Source organism: Paraburkholderia phytofirmans (genome assembly GCF_046028095.1).
In the GTDB taxonomy this organism is placed as follows: Bacteria; Pseudomonadota; Gammaproteobacteria; order Burkholderiales; family Burkholderiaceae; genus Paraburkholderia; species Paraburkholderia phytofirmans_A.
In genome coordinates, this window is sequence record NZ_JAQQDJ010000004.1 from 348213 (window position 1) to 374636 (window position 26424).

General features: G+C 62.3%; 26 protein-coding genes. 9 read left to right on the plus strand and 17 right to left on the minus strand.

The annotated features are described in order from the left end of the window. Positions 1-44: 44 nt before the first annotated feature. From PQR54_RS14200 to PQR54_RS14215, 4 genes are all read right to left on the minus strand, one after another. Positions 45-221 carry a DUF1427 family protein gene (locus PQR54_RS14200; RefSeq protein ID WP_106299882.1) on the minus strand — a complete coding sequence of 59 codons (177 nt, stop codon included), beginning with the start codon at positions 219-221 and terminating at the stop codon, positions 45-47. 55 nt (positions 222-276) lie between these two features. Further along, complete coding sequence (locus tag PQR54_RS14205) at positions 277-1242, minus strand: quinone oxidoreductase family protein (protein ID WP_408246612.1); 966 nt, start codon at positions 1240-1242, stop codon at positions 277-279. Positions 1243-1391: 149 nt separating this feature from the next. Continuing rightward, a complete protein-coding gene (locus PQR54_RS14210) occupies positions 1392-2222 on the minus strand; it encodes an AraC family transcriptional regulator (RefSeq protein WP_408246614.1) in 831 nt (276 codons plus the stop codon). A 145-nt stretch (positions 2223-2367) separates the two neighbouring features. Next, entirely contained in the window at positions 2368-3312 is a 945-nt protein-coding gene (locus PQR54_RS14215) for an AEC family transporter (RefSeq protein WP_408246616.1), read from the minus strand. Positions 3313-3434: 122 nt separating this feature from the next. Between PQR54_RS14215 and PQR54_RS14220 the strand changes: the two genes are divergently transcribed. Beyond that, the gene (locus tag PQR54_RS14220) at positions 3435-4301 is read left to right on the plus strand and encodes a LysR family transcriptional regulator (RefSeq protein ID WP_408246618.1); all 867 of its coding nucleotides are present in this window, start codon (positions 3435-3437) and stop codon (positions 4299-4301) included. A gap of 10 nt (positions 4302-4311) precedes the next feature. On the opposite strand, the gene PQR54_RS14225 is transcribed toward PQR54_RS14220, so the two are convergent. Further along, complete coding sequence (locus PQR54_RS14225) at positions 4312-4986, minus strand: VC0807 family protein (protein ID WP_408246619.1); 675 nt, start codon at positions 4984-4986, stop codon at positions 4312-4314. A 194-nt stretch (positions 4987-5180) separates the two neighbouring features. Between PQR54_RS14225 and PQR54_RS14230 the strand changes: the two genes are divergently transcribed. Then, a complete protein-coding gene (locus PQR54_RS14230) occupies positions 5181-5714 on the plus strand; it encodes a GNAT family N-acetyltransferase (protein WP_408246620.1) in 534 nt (177 codons plus the stop codon). A gap of 83 nt (positions 5715-5797) precedes the next feature. On the opposite strand, the gene PQR54_RS14235 is transcribed toward PQR54_RS14230, so the two are convergent. After that, positions 5798-6538 carry a GNAT family N-acetyltransferase gene (locus tag PQR54_RS14235; RefSeq protein ID WP_408246621.1) on the minus strand — a complete coding sequence of 247 codons (741 nt, stop codon included), beginning with the start codon at positions 6536-6538 and terminating at the stop codon, positions 5798-5800. Between the two features lie 125 nt (positions 6539-6663). Between PQR54_RS14235 and pdxR the strand changes: the two genes are divergently transcribed. Together pdxR and PQR54_RS14245 are read left to right on the plus strand one after the other, a co-directional pair. Then, positions 6664-8184: a MocR-like pyridoxine biosynthesis transcription factor PdxR gene (gene pdxR, locus PQR54_RS14240; RefSeq protein ID WP_408246622.1), complete on the plus strand. Its 1521-nt coding sequence runs from the start codon at positions 6664-6666 to the stop codon at positions 8182-8184. Between the two features lie 229 nt (positions 8185-8413). Then, a complete protein-coding gene (locus PQR54_RS14245; protein WP_012428912.1) occupies positions 8414-8746 on the plus strand; it encodes a hypothetical protein in 333 nt (110 codons plus the stop codon). A 68-nt stretch (positions 8747-8814) separates the two neighbouring features. Here the strand turns inward: PQR54_RS14245 and PQR54_RS14250 are convergent, their stop codons facing one another. Next, a complete protein-coding gene (locus PQR54_RS14250) occupies positions 8815-9618 on the minus strand; it encodes an aminoglycoside phosphotransferase family protein (RefSeq protein ID WP_408246623.1) in 804 nt (267 codons plus the stop codon). Positions 9619-9804: 186 nt separating this feature from the next. Here PQR54_RS14250 and PQR54_RS14255 point away from each other — a divergent pair, with 186 nt between their 5' ends. Beyond that, on the plus strand, positions 9805-10389 hold the full coding sequence (locus tag PQR54_RS14255; RefSeq protein ID WP_408246624.1) for a flavin reductase family protein: 585 nt from the start codon (positions 9805-9807) through the stop codon (positions 10387-10389). A 31-nt stretch (positions 10390-10420) separates the two neighbouring features. On the opposite strand, the gene PQR54_RS14260 is transcribed toward PQR54_RS14255, so the two are convergent. Then, positions 10421-10906 (minus strand): GNAT family N-acetyltransferase, encoded by a 486-nt coding sequence (locus tag PQR54_RS14260; protein ID WP_408246625.1) that lies wholly within the window; start codon positions 10904-10906, stop codon positions 10421-10423. Between the two features lie 368 nt (positions 10907-11274). Here PQR54_RS14260 and thrS point away from each other — a divergent pair, with 368 nt between their 5' ends. From thrS to PQR54_RS14275, 3 genes are all read left to right on the plus strand, one after another. After that, positions 11275-12489, plus strand: coding sequence for a threonine--tRNA ligase (gene thrS, locus PQR54_RS14265; protein ID WP_408246626.1), 1215 nt, complete (start codon positions 11275-11277; stop codon positions 12487-12489). 255 nt (positions 12490-12744) lie between these two features. Further along, positions 12745-14931 carry a hypothetical protein gene (locus tag PQR54_RS14270; protein WP_408246628.1) on the plus strand — a complete coding sequence of 729 codons (2187 nt, stop codon included), beginning with the start codon at positions 12745-12747 and terminating at the stop codon, positions 14929-14931. Continuing rightward, positions 14928-15596 (plus strand): hypothetical protein, encoded by a 669-nt coding sequence (locus tag PQR54_RS14275; protein ID WP_408246630.1) that lies wholly within the window; start codon positions 14928-14930, stop codon positions 15594-15596. The genes PQR54_RS14270 and PQR54_RS14275 overlap by 4 nt, the downstream gene beginning before the upstream one ends. Before the next feature lie 56 nt (positions 15597-15652). Here PQR54_RS14275 and PQR54_RS14280 read toward each other — a convergent pair whose 3' ends face one another. From PQR54_RS14280 to PQR54_RS14315, 8 genes are all read right to left on the minus strand, one after another. After that, positions 15653-16402 (minus strand): maleate cis-trans isomerase family protein, encoded by a 750-nt coding sequence (locus tag PQR54_RS14280; RefSeq protein ID WP_408246632.1) that lies wholly within the window; start codon positions 16400-16402, stop codon positions 15653-15655. 20 nt (positions 16403-16422) lie between these two features. Further along, the gene (locus tag PQR54_RS14285; protein WP_408247162.1) at positions 16423-17802 is read right to left on the minus strand and encodes an isoxanthopterin deaminase; all 1380 of its coding nucleotides are present in this window, start codon (positions 17800-17802) and stop codon (positions 16423-16425) included. Positions 17803-17882: 80 nt separating this feature from the next. After that, on the minus strand, positions 17883-19223 hold the full coding sequence (locus PQR54_RS14290) for a nucleobase:cation symporter-2 family protein (protein ID WP_408246633.1): 1341 nt from the start codon (positions 19221-19223) through the stop codon (positions 17883-17885). Between the two features lie 89 nt (positions 19224-19312). Beyond that, positions 19313-20401 carry a CobW family GTP-binding protein gene (locus tag PQR54_RS14295; RefSeq protein WP_116122862.1) on the minus strand — a complete coding sequence of 363 codons (1089 nt, stop codon included), beginning with the start codon at positions 20399-20401 and terminating at the stop codon, positions 19313-19315. A 40-nt stretch (positions 20402-20441) separates the two neighbouring features. Continuing rightward, a complete protein-coding gene (locus PQR54_RS14300; RefSeq protein WP_408246636.1) occupies positions 20442-21032 on the minus strand; it encodes a UbiX family flavin prenyltransferase in 591 nt (196 codons plus the stop codon). After that, positions 21029-22423 carry a UbiD family decarboxylase gene (locus PQR54_RS14305; RefSeq protein ID WP_408246638.1) on the minus strand — a complete coding sequence of 465 codons (1395 nt, stop codon included), beginning with the start codon at positions 22421-22423 and terminating at the stop codon, positions 21029-21031. Before PQR54_RS14305 ends, PQR54_RS14300 begins: the two co-directional genes overlap by 4 nt. An 80-nt stretch (positions 22424-22503) precedes the next feature. Further along, the gene (locus PQR54_RS14310) at positions 22504-23430 is read right to left on the minus strand and encodes an amidohydrolase family protein (RefSeq protein ID WP_012428924.1); all 927 of its coding nucleotides are present in this window, start codon (positions 23428-23430) and stop codon (positions 22504-22506) included. Continuing rightward, entirely contained in the window at positions 23430-24386 is a 957-nt protein-coding gene (locus tag PQR54_RS14315) for an amidohydrolase family protein (protein WP_408246640.1), read from the minus strand. Before PQR54_RS14315 ends, PQR54_RS14310 begins: the two co-directional genes overlap by 1 nt. A 241-nt stretch (positions 24387-24627) precedes the next feature. Here PQR54_RS14315 and PQR54_RS14320 point away from each other — a divergent pair, with 241 nt between their 5' ends. Continuing rightward, on the plus strand, positions 24628-25515 hold the full coding sequence (locus tag PQR54_RS14320; RefSeq protein ID WP_408246642.1) for a LysR substrate-binding domain-containing protein: 888 nt from the start codon (positions 24628-24630) through the stop codon (positions 25513-25515). On the opposite strand, the gene PQR54_RS14325 is transcribed toward PQR54_RS14320, so the two are convergent. Then, positions 25512-26408 carry a LysR substrate-binding domain-containing protein gene (locus PQR54_RS14325; protein WP_408246644.1) on the minus strand — a complete coding sequence of 299 codons (897 nt, stop codon included), beginning with the start codon at positions 26406-26408 and terminating at the stop codon, positions 25512-25514. The genes PQR54_RS14320 and PQR54_RS14325 overlap by 4 nt on opposite strands. Between the last annotated feature and the right edge of the window lie 16 nt (positions 26409-26424).

Sequence of the window (26424 nt, forward strand, 5' to 3'; positions counted from 1 at the left end):
TGACGGAAAAGGTGCCTCTGAGAGACACGGCCGCAAGATGCGTGTCAATGAATGCCCGATGCCAGCCAGGTCCGCACCAACGGAATCATATGTTCGCCGCCGAGCATGCCGAGCAGCCCGACCAGCGCGACGGTGGGCGGCGCGGGCGACTTCACGTCCATCACGCTGTAGAGGAGGCCGACCAGCACGCCGGCGGCCAGCGAGATCAAATACGCTTTCATGACTGTTGTATCCAGGTGAGAGGCGGGCTGCCACGCCCGCCGGTCGCAATGGCGATCACATCGTGATGACGACCCGGCCGCGTGTGCCGGCGGCCACGGCCTCGTAGGCTTCGCGAGCGCGTTCGAGCGGGAACGTCTGCGCGATGGCCGGACCGGTCAGCTTGCCGGTTTCGAATCCCTCGACCAACGCAGTCATCAACGGCGCCGATTCCGCGACGCCGAGTTTCGCGCTGTCCACACCCAGCAATTGCGTCTCGTTGTGATAGAAGTCGATCAGATCGAATTCGACGCGGCGCTTGCCCGTGCCGCTGATTTCGAGCACGCGGCCGCGACGTTTGACGAGGCTCAACGCGGTCTCGAACGCCACGCCGCCGACCGTGTCGTACACCACGTCCGCGCCCGCGCCGTCGGTGAGCGCTCTCAAGCGGTCCGTGACGTTTTCATCGAACGGCACGTAGTCGTCGATCAGGCGGCCCGCGGGTGTGTCCGCGTCGAGCGGATGACGGTCCACGGCGATCACACGAGCGCCGCGCGCCTTGGCGATCTGCACCACCGCACCGCCCACGCCGCCACCCGCGCCGATCACGGCGATGGTTTCGCCCGCTTGCAGATGCGCGTACTCGACCGTGCCGAGCCAGGCGACCACGAAGTTCACGCCGATCGCGGACGCTTCGGCATGGTTCAGCGTTTTGGGTTTGCGCGAGAGTGCCGCGAGCGGCACCTTGATGAACTCGGCGTGCGTGCCGTCGCGCGTGAAGCCGATGTCGCCGCCGGTGCCCCACACTTCGGCGCCGAGCCAGGATTGCGGGCCGCCCACCACCACGCCGCTGAAATCGCGGCCCGGCGTGCGCGGCAGCACCGTGTGTGCGAAATGCCCGGAGACGTTCTTGACGTCGCTCGGGTTCACCGAGGCGGCCTTGACCTGCACGACGACGTTGTCCGCATCGGCTTGCGGGGTCGGCAGATCGGTGTAGTCGAGCACTTCGGGGCTGCCAAAAGATTTGAACTGGATGGCTTTCATCGTGTGTGGCTCCAATTGGATTCCGGACTGCGTTGCGCAGCAGATTGAACGTTAGTCTAGGTGACCGGCACAAAGGCGTTGAGACAAAGACTTTCGAAATTCGGACAAGACGTTTGGGGACCCTCGCGCCCGTAACGCAGGGAACCTGATCAACTTTGGCGGCTTTTCACAGGCTCGGGCGAGACAGCAGAGGTCGCCTCGCTCAACGTGCCGCTCGGATCGAAGCTGGTCGGCGGCGCGCCCAGTTCGCGCCGGAACATGTCGCTGAAGCTGCTCGGCTGAAAACCGAGCGAGCGCGCGATGCTGCTCACCGGGCGTCCTTCGGCGAGCCAGGAGACGGCGACCGCCAGTTGCACCTGGCGGCGCCATTCGGCAAAGCCGACGCCCAGTTCGCGTGTGAAGAGCCGCGCCAGTGTCCGCACGCTCGCGCCAACGGACGCCGCGTGCTGTTCGAAGCTGATCGCAATCGACGGATTGTCGATCACCGCGCGGCACAACGCGTGGAGCCGCCGGTCCGACGCGTCGGGCAGCGCGATTCGCAGCGACGAGCGCGGCGCATGTCCCAGTTCCAGCATGGCGAGTCGGTAGGCGGCGTCGAGATAGGTTTGATCGCGCGAATCGCTGCCTTCATGCTCCGCGATCGAGGTGATCAGTTCGCGCAGCAGGCCGTTCACCTCGAACACGTCGCTGCGGCGGCTCAGGTGACCGACATTGCGCGCGTGGAGATAGAGATTGCGCATCTCGACCTCGCTCATCATATGGATGGAGTGCAGCGTGCCAGCCGGCAGCCAGACCGCGCGTTGCGGCGGCACGACCAGCGCTTCGCGGCCGACCTCGACCCACATCACGCCCGACACCGCATACAGCACTTGCGCCCACGTGTGCGAGTGCGGGTCGATGCGCAGCCCGCGCGGATAGTGCCGCGCGAGCGAACGCGCGTCGGCGTCGTCGTGGAGTTCGGGTGGGCGGGCTTTGGGCACGGCGGCTTAGGTCAGGCTCCGCACATTGCGGATGACGGTCGCGGACCGGGGCGATCCGTTCGCGAAGCATAGCGCGAGGCGCGCGCCTGTGCAGCTTGCGCGCCGGCCGGCGCGTTCGGATGCGCCTGGATGCGCTTATGTGCGCTTACGTGCGGTGGCCCATCAACAGCAGCAGCAACGAGAGGGTCACGATCGAGCCCACGGTCGACAGCAAGATCGTTCGCGAGGTGATGTGCGCCTCACGCTCGTAGAACTCGGCGAGCATGAACGGGCCGGTACCGGTGGGCAACGCGGCGAGGATGACCGCCATCTCGACCAGCGTCGACGAGAGCCCGAACACGCGCGCCGCGAGCCACCACGTCAGCGCCGGCTGCACAAGCAGCTTGACGCCCGTCAGCAGCCAGGAAATGCCTCGTGCACCGGCGTCGGCCGGGCGCTTCTCGGCGAGGAACAGGCCGAGGCTCACCAGCGCGCACGGGCTCGCCGCGCCGCCCAGCAGTTTCAGGAAGGTCTCCGCGCTGGCTGGCAACGCGACATGGAGGCTGGCAAACAGCACGCCCACAATCGGCGACACGATCAGCGGGTTGCGCGCGAGCGAGCGCAGCACTTTCAAACCCAGCTTATGCGGCGTGCGTTCGGTCTGCAGACCCACTTCAATCAATACGATTGCAACCGCGAACAGCACGCACGCGACGAGGATCGTGGCAATCGTGGTCGGCGTCAGGCTCGCCGAGCCGAACGCGATCATGCCCAGCGGGAAACCGATATAGCCGGTGTTCGGATACGAAGCGGCAATCGCATCGACGCTTGCATCCGCGAGATGCCGGCCGGTCATCAACCGCATCGCCAGAATCAGCACGAACACGCTGACGCACGCAATCGAAAATGTGGCGACGAACGCCGGTTGATAAAGCTGCTGCCACGTGGCGTGCGCCATGATGTCGAACAGCAGCGCCGGCAGCGCCAGCCAGACCACGAAGCGGTTCAGTTCCGACGCCGAGTTCGGTCCGAGCACGTTGCGCCGGCGACAGGCAAAACCCGCGAAAATCAGACCGAAAACGGGAAGCAGGATTTCGAGCGTGGCTAACATCGGCGCAGAGATGTGGGAAGGAGGGCGATTCGCCAGCGTAGAGGTTAGCGGCGATACAATCCAATACTGTTTTCTGCGCTCAATAATACCTTTTTTGCATTGTCATTTCGCGTGAGGGCGTCGTGATCGATATCAAGCCGCTGCGCTACTTCGTGATGCTTGCCGAGACGCGCCATTTCGGCCGGGCGGCAGCGCGTCTGAATCTGTCGCAGCCGCCGTTGAGCCGGCAACTGGCGGCGCTAGAGGCGAGCGTCGGCGTGACGCTGGTCGAGCGCAGTCCGCGCAGCGTGAGTTTGACCGCCGCCGGCGAGCGTTTTTACGCCGACGCGAAAGCGATTCTCGCCTCCGTGGAGCAAGCGGTCAGCAATGCGCAAGCCGCCGCGCACGGTGACGCCGGCAAGCTCGCCATCGGCTTCACGATGTGTGCGGCGTATAGCGTCGTGCCCGGTTATGCGCGGGCTTTCGGCGCGGCGTATCCTGAGGTCGCGTTGAATTTGCGCGAGGTCGTCTCCAACGATCTCGCCGCGCAGGTGCTGGCCGGGCAGATCGACGCGGCCATCATGTTCCCGAATGTGCCCGACAAGGGACTCGCCACACGCACGATTCTCAGCGAGCCGCTATGTGTTGCGCTGTCGCGCAGCCATCCGCGGGCGCGCGCGCGGCGTCTTAAGATCGCGCAACTGGCCGGCGAGCCGTTCGTGCTAGCGTCCGAGGAAGTCGTGCCGACATTGCGCGCGACGATCCTCGAGCATTGCCGCTCGGGCGGCTTCGAACCCGACATACGTTTCGAAGTGCAATTGCAACAGACGGTGCTGAGTCTCGTCGACGAAGGGGTGGGCGTGGCGCTGGTGCCGGCTTCCATGCGCCGCGCACAACTCGCGGGTGTGGTGTTCCGGCCGTTGGTCGATGCGCCGCTGATCGAACAGGTGTTGGCGTGGTCGCTGGCGAATCGCAACCCGTGTCTGGCGCGCTTTCTCGAGTTGGCGTGAGGGCTTGGGCTTATGAACTGGCGAGGTGATTTGTCTTTGTCGCGTCTACGGTGTCGTCCGGATAGCGCAGCGCATCTCGCTTGATGAGCCGGCGGCACCAGAAAGTCCAGGCGGTCAGGCCGGCATAGACGCCGTACCTCAGCACGTTGGAGGCAATGACCGAGTGCGGATCGTCGGGCCATTGCCACACGATCAGACTGCGCAAGATGTTCTCGCCCGTCATGCCGATGCCCCACACGAGGGTCATCAAGCGAATGTACGCGACGAGCGAGGGACGTTCGCGCCAATGCTTTTCGAAGCTCTCGACGCTGCGATGATCCTCACGCGACATGGTCGAGCGGGCGAGGTAAAACACCAGCGGCTTGGGTAGCATGAGCGACAGCAGGAACGATACGCCGATGATGCCGGAGACCATCGGGTCTGCGATCTCGCGCATTCGCGTGTTGCCGCCGAAGCCGATGCTGAGTGCAAGCAGCGACAGCATGATGCCGATCAGCACTTGCGCGCTGAGCGCGTCGAAATGGCGATAGCGCAGCAGGTCCCAACTCATCCACGCGATCAGCGGCAGCGCCGACGCGGCCAGCGCGCCGAGCTGGCCCCAGTGCGGGAACGCGAGCCGGTAGGCGAGCACGGGCAAGGCGACGTTCACGATCAGCGCGGTGAGGTAGCGCAGGCGAGGTTTCATCGACGGAGCGGTGGTGAGCGTGGCAACGATGTATGGCCGTACCCGGCGAGTGTAGGGCGAAGTCTCTTCGCATGCCATAGCTTTGCGGCACGCGCGCGCGGCGGGATTTTGTCCACGTCCCTGACGCGCAAAAAATCTGCGATCATCGAGCCGCTGATTGCCGAGCCACTCCACCAACTATCCGCTCCTACGCAATGTCGATTGCTCCCACGCTCCTCACCACCCCCCGCCTCACCCTGCGACCCCACACGCGCGACGATTTCCTCGAGAGTTACGCGATGTGGTCCGATCCCGAAGTGATCCGCTATATCGGCGGCAAGCCCTTTACGCGCGAAGAAGTCTGGGCGCGTCTGCTGCGCTACGCGGGACATTGGGCGATGCTGAACTATGGCTATTGGGTCGTGCGAGAAAAGGAGAGCGGCCGGTTTCTCGGCGAAGTCGGCTTTGCCGACTACCATCGCGAGATCGAGCCGTCATTGATGGTGCCCGAAGTCGGCTGGGCGCTGGACCCCGCCGTGCATGGCCGCGGCTACGCGACCGAAGCCGTGCGCGCCGCGCTGGAGTGGGCCGACCAGCAGTGGCCGGATAGCGAAACGGCCTGCATCGTTGCGCCGGAGAATCTACCGTCGCTGCGCGTTGCTCATAAGTGCGGGTATCGTGAGCAACTCCGCACCACGTACAAAGGCAAGCCGACCATCGTGCTGCGTCGGCAGGCCCACGCGGTTTGAGCCGGCGCGCGGCGAGCGCCGCGTTCGCCGGTTATGTCGAGCGAGCCGTTGTGCGCCGGCCGCCGCCCGGCTCGACAATCAGCTCACTGCGCGTCGCCGCTTGCGGCTGCGCGCTGCCGTGCAATCAGATCCACCAGCCGTTCGACCTGCCGGCCTTGCGCATCGAAGTTGCCGGCATCGAGCCATCGCGTATAGCTCGGACGCAGCGCGGGCCATTCGCTGTCGATGATCGAAAACCACGCAGTGTCGCGATTGCGTTCGCGATACACGATCGCCTGGCGGAAGATCCCCTCGAATGTGAAGCCGTAGCGCAACGCCGCCGCGCGCGACGGCTCGTTCAACGAATCGCACTTCCATTCGAAGCGCCGATAGCCGAGTTTGTCGAACACCTGCGTCATCAGCAGAAACATCGCTTCGGTGGCGATGCGGGTGCGCTTCAAGCGCGGCGAATACGTGACGTGGCCAACTTCGATTACGCCGTTCGCGCGGTCGATCCGCATCAGCGCCAGCGTGCCGACAGCCTTGCCGGTCGCAAGGTCGATCACCGCGTGGTGCAGCGGATCGGCGGAGGCGGCGGCGCGCGTCAGATGCTCGCGATAGGCGGCGAGACTCTCGAACGGACCGACCGACAGATAGGTCCAGTCGCGGCCATCGGCGGCTGAACTGTACGCGTCGTAGAGGTCCTCGGCGTGACGTTCCACGTCCACCGGTTCGATCCGGCAATAGCGGCCTACCAGCGGCTCGCGGCCAGGAGCCTGAGCGCCGTTCCAGTCCGGCACGGGGGCGCCGATCGGCTGGTCGAATGCGTTGCGTCTGGATTCCATATCGTTGGTCCCATGCAGGGTGGTTGCTGTCGGTTACGAATGATCGTCGATGGTGAGAGAACGATACGGCAAACGTGGTATGTTAAAAAGATCCAAGCCAATGTCATTTGATAGGTCCAGCCGCGATGATCGAGATCATTGGCCCACTTACCAGCCCGGTTGCGTCCGCGGCCGCCGGCAGCGCAAAGCCCGAGCCGCTGCAAAAACAATTGCTCGAGCGCCTGCAGCAGGCGATTCTCGCGGGCCGTTTGCCGGCGGGGTCGCTGCTGCCGTCGTCGCGCCTGCTCGCGGCGGAAATGGGCGTGTCGCGCAACACGGTGGTGATCGCGTACGAGCATCTGGCCGCGGTGGGTTATGTGGTCGCCGACAAGAAGGGCACGCGCGTGAGCCCGCTCTCCAGCCCGTCCGCACGCGGTGAGCCACCCTTGCAGCCGGCCGCGCGGGATGTGGCCTACGCGTCGCGCGTCGGGCAGTTCGCGGCCACGCGCACCCACGCCGACAACACCTTCCCTCTGACCCCCGGCACGCCCGCCCTGGACCGTTTCCCGCTGACCGCGTGGCGGCGCGCGCTCGAACGCTCGATGGAGCGCGCATTGCCCCTCGCGCTGGGCTACGGCACGCCCGCTGGCGAGCCGGCGTTGCGCGACGCCATTGCCGCACATTTGCGCATGGCGCGCGGCGTGCGCTGCGAAGGCTCGCAGGTGGTGATCACCGAGGGCGCGCAGGAGGCGCTGAACCTATGTGTGCGCCTTTTCACCAACCCGGGCGATGTCGCGTGGGTCGAGGATCCCGGCTATCGCGGCGCGAAGGCCGCGTTCAATCTGGGCGACCTGACCACGCTGCCGATACCCGTCGACGCGGAAGGCATGGCGGTGCCATCCGACGCATGGCGCGCGCAGCCGCCGAAGCTGATCTACACGTCTCCCGCGCATCAGTACCCGACGGGTTCGGTGCTGTCCGTGGCCCGTCGTCTGGAGCTGATTGCCCAGGCGCGCCGCAGCGGCGCGTGGCTGATCGAAGACGATTACGACGGCGAGTTCCGCCACACTGGCGAGCCGATCGCCAGCATGCAAGGGCTGGTCGAGGACGCGCCGGTGTTGTACGTCGGCTCCTTTAGCAAAACGATGTTTCCCGCGCTGCGCATCGGCTTCGTGGTGTTGCCGCGGCCGATCGCCGAGCACACCGCCGTCGCGGTGCAGGAGATGCTGCGCGGCGGACACCGGTTGGAGCAACTGGCGCTCGCGTATTTCATCGAGAGCGGCGAGTTCGGGCGGCATCTCGGGCGCATGCGGCGTCTGTATCGCGAGCGCCAGCAGGCGCTGCGCGACGCGCTGACCGAGCATTTCGCGCCGTCGCAGATTCTCGGCGGCAACTGCGGCATGCATCTGACGCTGCGCTTGCCGCCGCGTATCGACGATCGGACGCTGGCCGAACGTGCGCTCGCGCAAGGGCTCAATCCGCGCGCGCTTTCCGGCTTCGCATTGCAACCGCGCGCCGAAACGAATGGGCTCGTGATCGGTTACGGCAGTACGCCGGCCGAACGATTGGCGCCTGCAATCCGAGTGCTGGCCGGGCTCGCGGCCGCGTTGGACGGCAAGCCGAAGCGCCGTCCGGCAGCCACGTCGGGCACGAAGATGCGCGCGTAACTTTTTGCGTTTGTCCGCGCGGCCCATGTCGCGCTATCGTGTCGCTTATGCGCGGCGATTTCGGAAGTACGACATCGACGAATCGCCCGCAGCTCATGCCGCACGCGCCGCACTGCAACATCGCGTGACACGCGGTGCCGCAAGCGCGCTTGCCGGGCCGTTGCTGGCCCCGGCGTGAAGAAAGCCTTTGTTGTGGTTATCTATGATGATTTATCCGACCGGAGACGACATGAAGGAAATCGAACCGACCCCGTGGTTTGAGCTTGAAGCCCACACGCCCGTCCGTGAAGGCTGGTATGAGGTGCAGTTGACGAGCGGGGACACGGCCTTTGCGAAGTTTGGCGACGGCGTATGGACCGAGAAACCGTTGCTCGTGTTCACACACTGGCGCGGCTTGTCCGCCGATCCATCGACAGCCGGCGAAGGCGAAGCCGAATCGATCGCTGCCGAGGCCACCGCGGCCCAAGGCGTGCGCGCCGCCTGGAACGCGTTCTTCCCAGGACTTGGCGAGGAACAGCACAAGCCACTGGACGCTGTACCCAACGGTAAAGCGCCGCACTGATGCACACCCGGGCGGCGGCTCGCGAGTTGCCGCCCTGATTTGCCTGAGCTTACTTGCGCTTTCGCGGTTCAGCGTTTGAGCGCCTCGGCAGCCAGCCTGCCAATCTCCATATCGATGTCGGGCGCCTCGCCTGTCTCGAGAATCCACGCCGCGGACAGACCGGACCACGCCACTATCCACTGCAGCAAACGGCGCCGGTCGAGTCCAGCCATCCGCGCGACCCGCTCGACGCGACGCTCGAACCATCCCGTTCGCAACGCCGACGCCTCATCCGGATTGCAGAAAATGTTCGCGTAGTCGAATCCGCGTTCCCCGTAGAGGCCTTTCGGGTCGATGGCCAGCCAGCCGCGCGTGCCGAAATCGAGCACATTGCCGTGATGGATGTCGCCGTGCAACACCACAGGGTCTTGCGGCGCGGCGAGCAGGGCTTGCGCGACGGTGGCGCTGTCCTGCAACCAGCCGCCGTATTCTTGCGCGGCGGGCCAGAGACTTGCGAACCAGCGCGGCAAATCGATCAATTCAGGTGGCGGTTTGTTTCGCGGCGCGTGGAGCCGCGCGGCGGTGGCGCAGAGAATGTCGGTGGCGTTGTCGTCGGCGTCGCTATTGCCCGAGCGTGCCAGGTCCGGCAGCGCGTGACTGCTTAGCGCGCGCTCGAGCAGCAGGGCGTCGGCATCGTGCGCGAGCACGCGGGCCGCGCCTTCGCCGTCCCACCACACCATCAACCGCGCGCCGAATTTCTCTTCAGGTTCCTGCGCGACTTTCAGCATCGCGGGAATGCCTTGGTGGCGCACCGGCAGGAGCCGGCTACTGTGCGTGCGAATCGGCTCGCCGTCCTGCTGCAGATCCCATTTGACGATGTACTCGGTGAACATGCGAGCTTCAGTTCGCGAGTGCTACGACGCTACTGTCAGCGGTATGCGGGCAGACGATATGCACGGTTCCTCCAACAAGTTCGACGGTCTTGCATTCTCGCCTGGATCGACCCGACATGGCGTGCGCAACGCGTATCGAGCCCCAACGCTACAATCGCTCTCATTCATTTGACGCGGAATCTACGTATGAAACTCACCCGAGAACCCGTGGCCTTGCCGCGGGCCACGCAACTGCTGAATCATGGGCCGGTCACGATCATCACCAGCGCGCATGGTGGCCGCTCGAACGTGATGGCGGCGTCGTGGGCGATGCCGCTCGACTTCAACCCGCCGAAGGTGGTCGTGGTGGTGGATAGCCGCACGCTCACGCGACAACTGATCGAGGCAAGCGGCGTGTTCGGACTGCAATTGCCGAGCCGTGGATTCGCCGCACAAACGCTGGCGGTGGGTACGAACGCTGGCACCGAACTCGACAAGTTCTCCGCCTTCGACCTGGAGACGTTCCCCGCGCAACAGATCGACGTGCCCATGCTCGCGGGTTGCATCACCTGGATGGAGTGCAAGGTCATTCCGGACGATAGCCAGCGCCACGATCTGATCATCGGCGAAGTCGTCGCGGCGTATGCGGATAGCCGCGTGTACTCGAACAACCGCTGGCATTTCGGCGACGATCCCGATCTGCGCACCTGTCATTACGTGGCCGGCGGAACGTTCTTTGCCACGGGCGATGCGTTCGAGGTAAACGCCGTGGCTAACGGCGCGGCGGAGTGAATGTTGGCGGGTGCGCGAACACGCGCACCACTCACGCGTCGCCCTCGGCAAACTTCTTCAACGCGTCTCCCGCTAACCGATACCGTACCCATTCGCTTTGCGCGCTTGCGCCGATCGATTCGTAGAAGCCGATGGCCGGCTCGTTCCAGTCGAGCACGCTCCATTCGAAGCGGCCGCAACCGGTGTCGCGGGCAATGCGCGCGAGGTGACGCAGCATCTGTTTGCCCGCGCCGCTGCCACGCGATGCCGGCGACACGTACAGGTCTTCCAGATAAAGCCCCTGCTTGCCGAGCCAGGTGGAATACGAGAAAAAGTAGACGCAAAAGCCGATGGGCTCGCCGTTCATCTCGCAGATCAGCGCCTTTGCGCTGGAAGCGGCGGAAAACAGGCTCGCTTCGATGTCGTGGACGGTTGCGACGACTTCGTGCTCCGCTTTTTCGTACACCGCGAGTTCGGTGATGAAGCGGAGAATCAACGCTGCGTCGGCGGCGCGAGCGGGGCGGATATGGATAGTCAAGGTCAGAGGCTCGATGGATCGGTTGAGTGGTGCAGATCGAAGTTTCGCGCAGACGCGCTGGCTTCGGATCAGACATACATCGTAGCGTTTAACGTGCTGTTCTGACCAGAGCGCGACGAGAATACGATTGACGTCCCGTCACAAAATCGTTTACTGTCGATCCATGGACTTCCACTCGATTCCCTTCGCCGCCGTCACCACCATGACGACCACCTTCACAGGCGGGTCGTCTGGAGGTTGCACGCGCTAGAAGCAGGACGCTGTGGCAAACCACCAAAGGCCTCGCCGGAAACGGACGAGGCCTTTGGCGTTTCTGGACCTCCGTTTGCGGCAACCATTCGCGGTAAGCAATCAAATGGAGCAAGACTGTGAACGATATCGACCATCGTGTACTAGGTAATAAGCTCGACCTCTTCCATCAACAGGAAGAAGGCGCCGGCATGGTTTTCTGGCACCCGCGCGGCTGGGAGCTGTATCGCGTGCTCGAAGATTATGTGCGTGCGCGCATGCGTCGCGCGGGCTTTCGCGAGATTCGCACGCCGCAATTGCTGGCGCGCTCGCTGTGGGAGAAGAGCGGGCATTGGGAGAAGTTCGGCGCTGCGATGTATTCGTTAGCCGATGCGGAAGAAGGCCGCGCGTTGTGTCTGAAGCCGATGAGTTGTCCCTGTCATGTGCAGGTATTCAACCAACGCGTGCGGTCTTATCGCGAGTTGCCGGTGCGGTACAGCGAGTTCGGCGCGTGTCATCGCGATGAGCCGTCGGGTTCGCTTGAAGGATTGAAACGCACGCGTGCTTTCGTGCAGGACGATGCGCATGTGTTCTGCACGGAGGCTCATATCGAGGCGGAAGTCGGCCGCTTCTGTGCGTTGTTGCGTGCGGTCTATGCGGATCTCGGTTTTCCCCAGTTCAAGGTCGCGCTGGCGACGCGGCCGGCCGTACGCGCGGGCGACGATCAAACGTGGGATCGCGCGGAAGATGCGCTGGCGAACGCGGCGCGTGCGGCCGGGCTCGAGTTCGACGTGCTCGAAGGAGAGGGCGCATTTTACGGGCCGAAACTCGAATTTCATCTGATGGACAGCCGCGCGCGGAGTTGGCAGTGCGGCACGATCCAGCTCGATTTCGTGCTGCCGGAGCGGCTCGACGCGGAGTTCGTCAACGAGCGCAATGAGCGGGAACGGCCTGTGATGATTCATCACGCGGTGCTCGGTAGCATGGAGCGGTTCATCGCGATGCTACTCGAACATCACGAGGGATGGTTGCCGGTGTGGCTGGCTCCTGAACAGGTCGTGGTCGCGACGATTAGCGAGGCGAATAGCGCTTACGCGCAAGAGGTCATGCAGGCGCTCGATGATGCGAATGTCAGGGCGGTGCTCGATAGTCGGCCTGAACGGCTGGAGAAGAAGATCGTCGATGCGCGCGAGAAGCAGGTGCCGCTTCTGGTCGTGGTGGGCTCGCGCGACGAGCGGGATCGGACGATTAGTATTCGCTTGCGGGATGGGCGGCAAACGACGGTTTCGTTTGTGGAGGCTGTGGAACGGTTGAGGTCGATGGCGTTAGCGCCTGTGATGGCATCGAAGCTGTGATGTGGCGAGTCAGGTGTCGTAAAAGAACGCGAGGTTATGCGCGACACCTATCTATTTAACATCTTGACCAATTTTCACAGCGATCCTATATACGCCTTCAGCTGTCAATTTGATAATAAAAACAACGAAAAATCTGGCAGAGGAAAAGGTGTATGAAAGCATGCGCAAGTCTGTCGTATCACGTCAGTCTCGGTTAGTCGCGTGATTATCAGCCCACCTTTTCTTTCAGCAGCACATCCGCAGCAGAATGACTCGATGACCACGGCGGAGGCCGGCAACACTGTCGTGCCCGACGGCGATGTATGCGCGCCCAACATGCTGGAATGCGCGCCAGGCAACGGCGCCTATCCGGTCAGCTTCAACCTCGGCTGGCACGGCGGTGCGCATCTGATGGCGCCAGCAGATGGCACCCAGCCGGCCTCGGTGCGCGCTATTGCGGACGGCAGGATCGTGTACGTGCGCCACACGGACGCGACCCGCAAGCCGACGCTCCAGTACCGCAACGTCCGCACGGACGATGGCTGCGTGGTCGTCCGGCACGACACGGAGATCGGCGAGGGTGACAATGCAAAGGTCAGCTACTACTCGGTGTACATGCACCTGCAGCAGGTGCTTTCATCACTCGTCGTGGGCAAGAGGATCTATCGCAAGGACCTCATCGGCACGCCTGGTCAGATCTATGGGCAGTATCCGCAGATCCATTTCGAGATCGTTTGCGACGAGGCGAACCTGAGGAAGCTGATCGGGCGCGCGCCGGCGCCGCTGGGCAGTACCCCGGCGCGCACCGACGCGGTCTATGGCGACGCGTGGTTCTTCGTGCCCCGAGGCGCCAGGCTCTTCGCCAGTGAGCCTCACCCCTATCGTGAGGACGACAGCCTTCCAGCGATTGCGACGCTGCAACCCCAACCACCTCTTGTCCCGGCTGGGACCAGCCGGGATCTCGTCATTCGCATGCGTTACGAGAAGCACTGCACGCTAACCACCTATGAGCAGAATAGGGATGGAAGCTGGACCGCCAGCGGAGCAATGCTGACGGAAAGTGAAGCAGAGTACAACCTGTACAGACGGGCCACAGGTCTCCACGGGCGATATACGGACAGCAGTCTGGCGCCTATTGCTGCGGGCATGGTGGTCCCGTCGCCCAGCGCCATCTTCGAGATGCTTCGTTTTGGGCGCTGTATCAATGACCAGCTTGCCAGCGGCGCGCGCTTCAATCACTGGCGCAAGGTGAAGACGCCGGAGGGCGACGGCTGGATCAACCTGTCAAAGGCCAACGTGCGCGTCTATAGCGATGCCGATTTCCCCGAATGGGCGGGCTGGAGTTTTATCAACGACGATCCGACGCCCGACAGTCTGTGCCATTCTCCAACGCTAAAGCGTTGGCTGGACGTCGATCGGTCCGGGCAGGTGAGCCATGCTGACGCCGTGGCGGCGTTGAGCATCGACGCGGTGCGTCAGCGCCTGGCGCACGCAGTCTGCAAGTTTCCATCCGAGTGGAGCCGAACTGGGTTGGAGGCGCGCTACACCTGGTTGAAGAGTCCACACGAGGCATTGTCCAGTCCGTTGTCGGAAGCGGATTTCAACAAGCTGATGGATCATGCGCGTGATCTGGCTTTCTGGGAGGATGTCAGCGATCCCGATCTGCCGCAGGCCAACGAGGTCTGGCATTGGCCGCCGACAGCATTTATCCGGCACATGCGGGCCTGCAACTGGTTCAGCAAATCCGAGTTCAGCAGAATCTATCCTGCAGCGAATGCTTCCGCCATCGACAAATATCTCGTCAGTATCAACAAGACATTGCGCAAATACCGCATCAGCAACGGATTGCGTCAAGCGCACTTTCTCGCGCAGTCTTCGGTGGAATCCGGCCAACTCCGTTACATGAGCGAGCTGTATAACGGCGATCCATTCGAGTATTTCAGACGGTATGAACGTGCGAAGAACTACGTTGGCTGGTTAGGCAACGTCGAATGGAACGACGGCGGGAAATTCAGAGGGCGGGGATTCAAACAACTAACAGGCCGCGCGAACTATGGCATGTACTTCACTTACCGGGGATGGCTCGCTCCGCACAGTGTCGGGGCGAGATGGTGGCGCGACCCTCGATGGTGGGGATTTGATCCGCCGTACTCGTCTGCTCAGCATGCAAACCTGCTGCCAATTCGCGACGCGACCGCGATTGCGACGCTTACCGCATCTCTCATGCCGCCAGTCATTGATGACCCGGAGATCGTAGCGAACGACCCGTTGACGTCTATCGACACGGCTGGCTTTTTCTGGGCGAACAATAGACTTTTGCCGATCGCTGACAGTGACAACGTAATCGAACTCACCAACAAGGTGCGCGGCGATAACGCGCAGTCAGCCTCCGACTTTCCGGAAGATGCTCATTTTGATCAGCGCCAAGCAGAAACGGCCAGAATCAAGAGGATCCTGTTATGAAAAAGATATGGCTTGGCCTTCTGATTGCCTGCGGGCCTTTAATGCGGGTATCTGCACAGGACATTCAACAATCTTCTATAACGGTGGTTGTCGAAAACGCGACGTATGTTTTTTCCTGCAACAGTGTCTCTGGTACTCAATCCATTGTGGTATCACAGTTGGAGGGACATGCGGGCGATCTGCGGCTAGTCGGGCCGCAACACCTGGATGACGCGGACGACTGTTCGCAAGTGACGTGGACAGCTCAGCCAGCCAGTGAATCAGGTGCTCAGCTTGTCATGGCCAATCCAGGAAGGTTAGGCCTCCATGCACATATGCTGGTGTACTACGCAGACAAGAATGGCGTCGACTTTTCCGGTTATTTGCCATTGGCTGCGGATACGTTGAGTCCCGGACAGTTTCGGGTCGTTGGCTCCGACGCCTATGGAGAATGGGAGCGCACATACGCTTTTAAGAACCATAAACTGAATGTCGCGCAAGAGTTGCTGCTGGTGCAGGCGGGAACAGTGTGTTTAGAGCGCAGTGGAACCGTGAAAATGAATCTGCCATGTGTTGGCTCGACGATTAAAGCCAGCGCGAAAAGACCCGTTTGCGTCCTACACCGCGAAGGCAAGACGAAGCTCGCGACATTACGCGCCTGCTCATTACTCACGATGCACGGATGACGGTGCGAAAAACATCTTTGAGCGGTTCAATGATCGCGCGTATCGATTTTTCAACTTCAGGTCGCCCGCATAGCGTCACACCCAAACGTAAACAACCGCCCCCATTTCGCTAACGGCCCCACATCCACCCCCACGATCCTCAACGCCTTCCAAACCACCGTCGCCACCGTGTCATAAGCAGGAATATCCGTCGCCATCTCAAACGCACGCACCAGATGCGCCGCCTGCAGATTCGTGCAGAAGGTCGTCACTGCATCCGGTCTCGCGAACGCGGCCTCGCGCATCATGATCGCGAGTTGCGTATCGGACACTTCAGCAAAGCTGAAATTATCCCGCAGCCCCAAATGCCGTTCCGCGACGCATTCAATCCCGAGCTTTTCGTAGTTACGCACGATCCGCTGCTGGACATCATCGGTATAGGGTGACACGAGACCTAATCGCCGCACACCGGTCTTCTCGAAGATCTCGTTAAGCGCCAGCACCGAAGTCGTCGCGGGAATGCCGGTCGCCTCCGTAATCTGTCGACACAACGCCTGATCGCGCTCGAACCCCAGCCAGCCCGCCGACGTGCCGCTCCAGCCAATCACGTCCACCCGCGCATCGGCCAGTTGGCGCGCGGCCGCCAGAATCCGGCTCATGTCGAACTGTCCGAGCGCCTGCTCGGACAACGCGATCTCCGTCACCGTGAAGCGGGCAAAATGCGCGCTGACGTGCGGCAGTTCGCTCAGCATCGCGGCCGTCATTGGCTCGAGCGCGGTGTTCGACGACGGCGTCAGGATGCCGAGCCGGATTCGTTTGCTTTGCATCTTGAAGCGTCCCCTTTCCTTTAATCGGCAAGCAACAGCTTTACGCCCTCGGCAGCTTCATAACGCAGCGCGTCGAGATCGAGACCCGGAATCACGCCGTTATCCACCACCACGCGACCATTCACCACGTTATAACGAACCCGCGCCGGCTCGCCTGCCGTCACCGGCGCAACGGCAGCATCGTGAAAGCCGTTGAAGCGCAGATCGCTGACGTCATACAGCACGAAGTCCGCCGCCTTGCCGACTTCGAGCGTGCCGACCGCATCGAGTCCGAGCACGCCCGCGCCACCCGCGCTGCCCCAATGGATTGTCTCTTCCACCGTGGTCGCCGACGCGCCCTGCGCCGCGCGATGCACGAGCCACGCGAAATGCGCTTCGTTGGTCATGCTGCCGGATTCGTTCGACGCCACGCCATCCACGGCGAGCGACATCGGCACGCCCGCGGCTGCCATCTGCGGCGCGGGCGCGATGCCGCTGCCCAACCGTGCATTACTGACCGGGCAATGCGAGCATCCGCTGCCGGTTTCAGCGAGCATCGCGATCTCGCTCGCCTGCAGATGCACGAGATGCGCGAACCACACATCCGGTCCAAGCCATTCATGATCGGCGACGAACTCGACCGGTAGCTTGTTGAAGCGCTCCTTGCAGAAATCGACATAACGGGTCGTCTCGGACAGATGCGTATGCAACCTCAAACCCATCCGCCGAGCCGCGCGCGCGACCTCGGGCAACAGTTCGGGCGGCAAGGAAAACGTCGGCGTGGTCGGTGCCACTACAACGCGACGCATTGAAGCCTCGCCGCCATCGTGATAGCGCGACTTCAATCGCTCGATATCGGCAAGCATCTGATCGAGCGTCTCGGGCTTGAGCGCGACTTTGGAAAAACCCGGATGATCTCCCGCCGCCTGCAATGCGCCGCCGCGGCACAACACGAAGCGCATGCCGAACGAAGCCGCTTCGTCGAACAGCAGATCGCCAGTTTCGGTGGTGCCGTCCGCGTGATAGAGGTAGTGATGATCGGCGCAGGTCGTCACGCCGGAGAGCAGTAACTCGGCAAGACCCAGGCGAGCGGCAACGCGCGCCAGATCCGGCGTAAAGCGCGCAAGACGCGGATACGGTACAGCGGCGAGCCATTCCTGCAAATCCGCATTGATACCGGACGGCACCGCCTTCAACAAATTCTGGAACAGATGGTGGTGCGTGTTCACCCAGCCCGGATACACCACGCAGGAACGCGCGTCGATTACGCGTTCATCGGCGCGCGGTTCGAGATTCGGCGCGATAGTCTGGATACGGCCATTGCGAATCCGCAGATCGACCTGGCCGAGCCTCGCGCGCTCGCCGCTCATTCCGCTCATCACCGCGATAGGGTTCTTGATCAGCAACGCTTCAGTTTGCATGCTCACGATTCGATATCCTTTCAGTTACTGCGAAGCGGCCGCCTTTGCAAAGACAGCCGCGCTCGTCATGCAACATCCGCTTATTCGCGGACCATGTTGTGCGCCGGCACCACGTCCTCTTCATGCGCGCCGTTGAGCACGGCATTCAGCACCACGGAGACGAGGCACGCCAGCACCACGCCGCTATGCAGGAACGGTTGTGTCCAGTCGGGCATGTGTTTGAAAACTTGCGGCGCCATCACCGGAATCAACGCGGTCGCGATCGTAAAGCCGACGATCAGCACGTTGTAGCGATTGCGCTCGAAGTCCACTTTCGCCAATGTCTGCACACCGGCCGCGACCACCACGCCAAACATGGCGATACCGGCGCCGCCGAGCGCGGCAGAGGGCGTCGACGCAACCACCGCGCCGATCTTCGGCACCAGCGCCACCACGCACATCAGCACGCCGCTGATCGCCACCACCCAGCGGCTGCGCACACCGGTCAGAATGACGAGGCCGACGTTCTCCATGAACGCGATGAACGGAAACGCCGCGAACATGCCGGCAATCGCGCTCGCCAGACCGTTGGCACGCATGCCGCGCACCACGTCCTCCTCGCTCACGTCCTTATCGACGATGTCGCCGATCGCGACGAACAGGCCCATGGATTCGACCATCTGCACCACCATCACGACGATCATCGTCAGCACCGGCACCAGCGAAAACACGGGCGTGCCGAAGTGAAACGGCAACGGCATGGTGAACCACGGCGCCTGCGCCACGCTTGCGAAGTTGCCCATGCCGAGCGAGCACGCCAGAACGCCGCCGGCAATCAGACCGATAAGCACCGACAGATTGCGCAGAAACGCATTGGCAAAACGGTTGATCGCGAGAATCACCACCGCGACGAACAGCGTGACGCTCAGGAAGGGCAGCGCACCGAACTGCTGCTGCGCGGCCTCGCCGCCACCGGCCCATTGATACGCAACAGGGAACAACTGCAAGCCGATCACGGTCACGATGCAGCCGGTCACCACGGGTGGGAAGAACCTTCGTAAGCGCCCGACCAGCGGCGCGGCGAACATCGTGAACAGACCCGCGCCAATCACAGCGCCACACACGCCGGCAAAGCCGACGCCCGGACTCGTGCCGATCGCAATCACCGGTCCGACGCTGCTGAACGCGACGCCCTGCAGAATCGGCAGACGCACACCGAACTTCCAGACGCCGACGGTTTGCAGAATCGTCGAGATGCCCGAGCAAAACAGCGCCGTGCTGATGAGCACGGTGGTGTCGGCCGGCGACATCTTCAGTGCCGACGCGACGATCAGCGGCACCGCAATGGCGCCGATGTAAGCCACAAGCATGTGCTGCAAGCCGAGCGTGATCATCTGGCGCTTCGGCAGAATGCGATCGACGGGGTGTATGGCGGTGTTCATGACGTGTCTCCAGATTATGTTTATCGATCGGAGCGCGCCGCACGGACCTAGCCGCGCGGCACTACGACGCGCGCCGACCGGATCTCCCGTCAGGCCGCAACCGGCACGGCAAGACAGGCATGGAAGCGGTCGGTCAGCGCGGCGCGATCGAGATCGCGTCCGATGAAAACGATGCGGCACGAGCGCGGTTCACTGCCCCACACTTGCGCCGCGCGCAGTTCGATGACGTTGTGCACGCCTTGCAGCACATAGCGATGCGACTGGCCTTGCACCGCGAGAATGCCTTTCATACGGAACAGGTTCGTGGCATCCGAATCGCGCAGTTCGGCGAGCCACGCTTGCAGCGCGTCGAGGTCGATATCCGCGTCGACTTCGATGCCGACAGAGGACACGCTTTCGTCGTGCTGGTGGTCGGCGTGATCGTCGTCGTGATGGGCATGCTCGTGTTCGTGCTCATGTTCTTCATGGCCGTGCGCGTGTTCTTCTTCATGCAAGCCGTCGGTCTCGACGAGAATCTGCGAGAACTCGTTTGCACCTACGCCGAGAATCTTGCCGAGGTCGATCTGTGCATAGCTCGACTCGACGATTTCCGCCGTGGCATTGAGCCCGCGAATACGTTGCGTGAGCGAAGCGATATCGTCCGGTCCCACCAGATCGACCTTGTTGATGACGATACGGTCCGCGCACACGATCTGATCGACGGCCTGGTTGTCGCTGCCGTCCAGCACCAGATCGTCCAGATGCGCGGCGATATGCTTCGCGTCCACCATCGTGACGACGGCGTCGAGAGTGACCTGTTTGGCGATGGGGTCGTCGAGAAAGAACGTCTGCGCGACCGGATACGGATCGGCGAGCCCGCTGGTTTCGACGATGATGTGATCGAGCCGGTCCGGCCGTTCCACCAGCATGCGCACGATCCGCACCAGATCCTCGCGCACCGCGCCGACGCAGCACACGCAGCCATTCGTCATTTCATAGATCTCTTCGGTCGATTCGAGCACGAGGCCACCGTCGATGCCGATTTCGCCGAACTCGTTTTCGATCACCGCGATCTTGCGGCCGTGCTTCTCGCGCAGGATGTAGTTGAGCAGCGTCGTTTTGCCGGCGCCGAGAAAGCCGGTCAGCACCGTGACGGGAATTTTCTCGATTTCGTTGTGGGTGGTGTGAATGTGATTCATGGCTCGTCTCCGTTTCTTCGTTCGTACTGCGGTTCGGCTATCAGGCGATATGCGGTGCTTGTGCTTCAACTTCTCGCCAGCGTTTGACGGTGCCCGCTTCGAGACCGAACAGATCGAGCACGCGGCCAAGCGTGTGATCGATCATCTGGTCGAGTGAAGCGGGGCGCGCGTAAAACGCCGGCACGGGTGGCGCGACGATCGCGCCCATTTCGGTTACGGCAATCATGTTGCGCAGATGCGCCAGCGTGTACGGCGTTTCGCGCGCCAGCAGTACTAGCGGGCGGCGTTCTTTCAACGTAACGTCGGCGGCGCGTGAAATCAGGCTCGATGACATGCCGCTGGCAATTTCGGCAAGCGTTTTCATCGAACATGGCGCGACGATCATGCCCAGCGAGCGGAACGAGCCGCTGGAAATGGCCGCGGCCATGTCGTCGCAGCGGTAGGTGGCGCTGGCTAGCGCGCTGACGTCGGCGAACTTGTAGTCGGTCTCGTGCGTCATCGTGAGCAGCGCGCTGCGCGAGACAGTCAGATGTGTTTCGATATCGAGTTGACGCAGCAATTGCAGCAGACGCATCCCATAGGTAAAGCCGGATGCGCCGCTGATGCCGACTACGAGTCGCCGCGTGCTCATCGCGGTACTCCGGCGGCGCGGGACAGAATGTCGACGGCCTCTTGCGAGGCACGTTCGCTGATCCGCGCGCGGATGCCGTCGAAATGCGAACCGCGCGTCGCGTCGATGCCCATGCGCGACGTAGTGCCCGCCGCGGACGACGATGGATCGAGCGGACTGCCCGGCAATCCATCGACGATAAACACGTCCTGGTGCGGTTGAAAATGCGTGGCGATCGCCCACAGCACCTGCGAGTCGTTGGTGATGTCGATGTCGCTGTCCACCGCGACGACATTCTTCAGATACGGATCCCAGCCGAGCAGCGCGAGCATGATCTGACGCGCTTCGCCGTCGCGTGTCTGATTCAGCGCGACGTAGCAGTGAAAGTGTGTGCCGGAGTTGGGATAGTGCAATGCTGTGACAGATGGAAAGCGCGCCTTCAGCTTCTCGCTCATCTCTGCTTCACGCGGCAAGCGGGCTAACGTCAAATGTTCTGCGTAAGGACCGCCGACTACATCGACGAGCCATGCATCGTTACGACGCATCATCGTATCGACGCGCAGCACGTTATTGGTTGAGCGGTCCGACGAATAGCCGGTGAATTCGCCGAACGGGCCTTCTTCTGCGTGAACTGAGGGATCGATCGAGCCTTCCAGCACGAACTCGGCGGAAGCGGGCACGCCGATGCCGTAGCGCGGCGTGCGCACCAGCTCCAGCGGCGCACCGAACAAACCACCTGCGATGGCGCGCTCGTCGGTGCCAAACGGCACGCGCGCGGCGGCAGCCAGCATGAACAGCGGATGCGCGCCGATCACCATCGCGACCTTCAACGTATCGCCGCGTGCCTGGGCGGTTTGCACCATGCGCCAGAGGTGTCCGCGCGAATGCAGGCTGGTGGCCAGAGCGTTTTTCGCGTGGCGCATCGACCGGTGATAGCTGAGGTTCGCCACGCCGGTGACCGGATCTTCTGCGACGATCACCGCGTTCGTGATGTACGGGCCGCGGTCGGTATCGAAGTGGCGGATCATCGGCAATTGCGCGAGATCGACGGCATCGCCTTCAATCACCTGATCCAGTACGGCGCCGTTCTCCACGAACACGGGTGCGATGGGTGCATTGGCGCGTTGTTGATATGCTTCGAACAAGTCGGACGCTTCAACATCGAACAGGCGTCCAATGCGTGTACGTGAAGCGAAGAAATTGGTGACGAGAGGCGTTGCGATCCCATCGACCTTTTCGCAAACCAGCATGGGATGCTGTCCGCGCGCTGCGAGTTCAGCGACGACGGCCGTGACGTCCTGGTCGGCGGACAGCGGGTGCTTAAGCGTCAATACATCGTCGGAAAAGTGCTCGCGATACGCAAGCGCAAAGCGATGAAAATCCTGCGTGGCGCGGAAGAGGTTATCCGCCATAGTGAACTCCGTATGAGACAACCGAGGCAGGCACGGCGCGAACCGCGCCTGCTTTCTTTCGAACGGTCAATCAGTCAGCGTTAAGCCGGCTGCGTGACGTCATTCACATAAGTCGCCTTCAACCGCTTCTCCGCTTCGGCGAGATCCTTCGGCGGCTTGGTCGGCTCGATTCCGACCAGACGAGCGATGTTGTTGCCCATATAGTCTTCGAGACCATCCTCATCGAGATTCATGCCTTGCGGCGCGGGACCGCACAGCATTTCCAGTTCACGCAGCCACATACCCGGCTCGTTCGGCGGCGAATCCGTGCCGAACACAATCTTGTTGCGCGGCAGTTCGCGAGCGAATTCGACGATGCGCGACTGGTAGCACCAGCCCGATTCGCAATAGACGTTCGGTGTATCCATTGCCATCCAGAAGGCTTCGAACGAGTAGTTGCCACCCGTCTGAATCCCGAAGTGACCGATGATGAAATTCACCATCGGGAATTCGCGGATGATCGGATAGAACTGCGTCGGAATCGTGTACGGTCCATCGCCGGTGTGAATCAGCACGACCACGCCGAGCTCCGCACACTTCTTCATGGCGGGACGCAGCCAGTCGAGCGCGCGATCCGGCCGATAGCCGTGCATGTTCGCGTGCAGCTTGAGCATCTTGAAGCCGTATTCCTTCACGTGGAATTCGAGTTCGGCCGCGCCATTCTCCGGACCCCAACGCGGGTTGTACGTGAAGTTGCCGATAAAGCGATCCGGGTACTTCTGCGTCAATTCGGCGATATAAGACATGTAGTCGCGAATGCCTTCACGGCCGCGTCGATTGCCGTCGCGGTAGCCGGTGTTGCCAGGCGGCGGCTGAATGAAGCCCATGTCGATCCGGCGCGGCTTGCCGTTGATGATGTACGGACCGTCCATCATCTTCAGCAGACGCTCGCCGGTGAACGGCTCGCCGGTATGGCGCCACGCTTCGTCGACGAGGTTCGTGGGGTGCAGATGGGTATCGATGATCATCAGCGGGCTCCTGCGTAGTCGGCCTGGCCCGCGTGTTTCTTCGCGGTGCCGGCGTGGTGTTTCAGATAGGCTTGCGCTTCTTCGACGCTCTTCGGTCGAGCGGTCGGCTCGATGCCGATCATGCGAGCGAGGTTGTTGCCGAGATAATCTTCGAGCGTGTCTTCATCCAAATTCAGGCCTTGCGGCGGTTCGTGACACAGCACTTCGAGCAAACGCAGCCACATGCCGGGCTCGTTCGGCGGCGTGTCGGAACCGTAGAGAATCTTGTGCGTGGGCAGCACCTTCGCGAATTCGACGATTCGCGATTGCAGGCACCAACTCGATTCGCAATACACGTTCGGCGTATCGAGCGCCATCTGATACGGCTCGAAGCAATACACGCCACCCGTCTGCACGCCGAAGTGCGCCATGATGAAATTCACCGACGGGAATTCGCGAATCAGCGGATACCACTCGCTCGGAATGCTGTACGGGCCGTCGCCGGTGTGAAGCTTCACGAGCAGGCCGAGGTCCGCGCATTTGCGCAACGCGGGGCGCAGCCAGTCGAGCGCGCGGTCGGGACGGTACGCATGCATGTTGGCCTGCAGCTGCACCATCTTGAAGCCGTGTTCCTTCGCATAGAACTCGATCGCTTCAGCACCGTTCTCCGGACCGCAACGCGGGTTGTAGACGAAACAGCCGAGCAAGCGGTCCGGATACTTCTGAACGCATTCGACGGTGTACGCCATGTAGTCGTCGATCGACTCGCGGCCTGAGCGATTGCCGTCGGTCCACGTATAGATGGTGTTGCCTTGCGGCGGTTGAATGAACGCCTTATCGATGCGGCGAGGCTTGCCGTTGATGATGTAGGGGCCGTCCATCACCTCGATCAGACGCTCGCCGGAAAATGGCTCGCCGTCATGGCGCCACGCGAGGTCGACCAGGTTGGTCGGATAACAGCTAGTGTCGATGATCATGTACTCGATCTCCTTGAGAGGAACTGGTGTATCCAGTTGCCGGATCGCGGGCAGGCGCATCGATGGAACCCAGCCCGTTGGGCTTGCCCATGCGGCCCTTTGCAAGGCGCTGTTTTTGAGCGCCTTCCCCTCGCCGGCATCGAGTGTCACACTGATGTGCACTGCTGCTTGCGATGCAGTCTCACAAGTTAAAAACGCTCTGTACAATATTTTTTAACCACGATCTTGATACGTTTGCGATATGGACATCCGGCTGTTGCGTTACTTCGCGGTGCTTGCCGACGAATTGCATTTCGGCCGGGCAGCCGCGCGGCTGCACATTTCCCAGCCGCCGCTGAGTCAGCAGATTCGCATCCTCGAAGAGGAGATGGGCGCCGCGCTGTTCACACGCTCGCAGCACCGTGTCGAACTCACCGAGGCAGGGAAAACACTTAAAGAACAGGTGCCGTTGATCTTTGCGCAGTTCGAACGCGCGATCGATCTGACACGTTGTGCCGGGCGTGGCGAAGTGGGGAGTCTCGAGATCGGCATCATCAGTTCGGCGATGGTCGAGCCGATTCCGCGCGCGCTACGGGTATTCGCGGAGAAGCATCCGCAGGTGCGGTGGACGCTGCATGAGATGACACCGGCCGCGCAAATTCTCGCGTTGAAAGAGCGCCGGCTCGATGTGTGTTTCTTCCGCGTTTCGCATGAAGATCCCGAGATTCGCAGCGAAGTGGTGATGCGGGAGTCAGCGGTGGTAGCGTTGCCGTTGGGGCATGCGCTGGCCTCGCGTGGGGAGATTGCGTTGCGGGAGTTGGAGGCCGAGCGTTTCGTGTCGTTCGGTTTGCGGCAGTCGCAACTGGCGCGCTTTCTACAGGACTGTTGCGTCGAGGCAGGGTTTACACCGCGCATCGAACAGGAAGTGGTTGAGGTGCATACGCTGTTGTGCCTTGTGCGCGAAGGGTTGGGTGTGGCGTTGCTGCCTTCTTCAGCGCGGCAGTTGTCGACGGGCGGCGTCGCGTTCGTGCCGGTGGCCGCGCCGCGTCCCGAAGTGTCGCTGCACGCGCGTTATCGCGCCGAGACGCCTTCGCCGGTGTTGTCGCTGTTTCTCGACACCGTGCGGGAAGTGGCGGCTAGTACGACCTAACGCGTGCTGTTGGTTTGCGCGACCAGGTCTCGGATCACGTCGATTAGCGGCGCCACGCGCCCGGCTTTCTCACGCGGCCACACGGCGTAGAGGTTGTAGTGCGTTGGAATTTCCACTTGCGTGAGTTCGACAAGATCGCCGTTGCGTTGCGCGTCGGCGGCGAGCAGGCCGCGCGCCAAACCCGCGCCTACGCCTGCGCTGGCGGCGGCGATCAGACCCGCAGCGTTGTCGAAAACCGCTACGGCGTCGGGCTCGACCTCGGGCAGGCCAGCAGCGGCGAGCCACGGAATCCACGAACGCTTCGTATAGCCTAGCAACGGCAAATCCAATAGCTGCTCAGGCGTGAGCGGCACGCTGAGGCCGCGTGCCTGCAATAGCGAAGGCGAACCCACCGCCGTCAGACGGTCGCCGCAAATGAGTGCGTTTTCGAAGCCGTCCCATTCTCCATACCCATATCGCAACGCAATATCCACACGCTCGAACGCGCTGCGATCGTGGCGCGGCGTGGACAACACCGTGAGCGACGTGCCCGTCAGCGCGCCGAGCAGTGCGGGCAAACGCGCCACCAGCCAGCTCTGCGCGAGTTCGGGATCGACGTCCAGCGTGATGGATTGCTTGACCGTGCGCTCTTTCACCGACGACAACGCGCGGTCGATCTGCTCGAAGCCATCCGCCAACTGATTCGCAAACAGCACGCCTGCATCCGTCAGCACCACGCGACCGCTTTCGCGCACGAAGAGCGGCTGGCCGACGAACTCTTCGAGCGTGCGGATCTGCTGGCTGATCGCGCTATGCGTGAGCGACAACTGCCGCGCCGCGCTCGAAAAGCTGCCGACGCGCGCGGCTTGCAGGAAGGCCTGCATCGACTGAATGGACGGATAGCGCTTCAACATGGTGTTAGCCGGACTT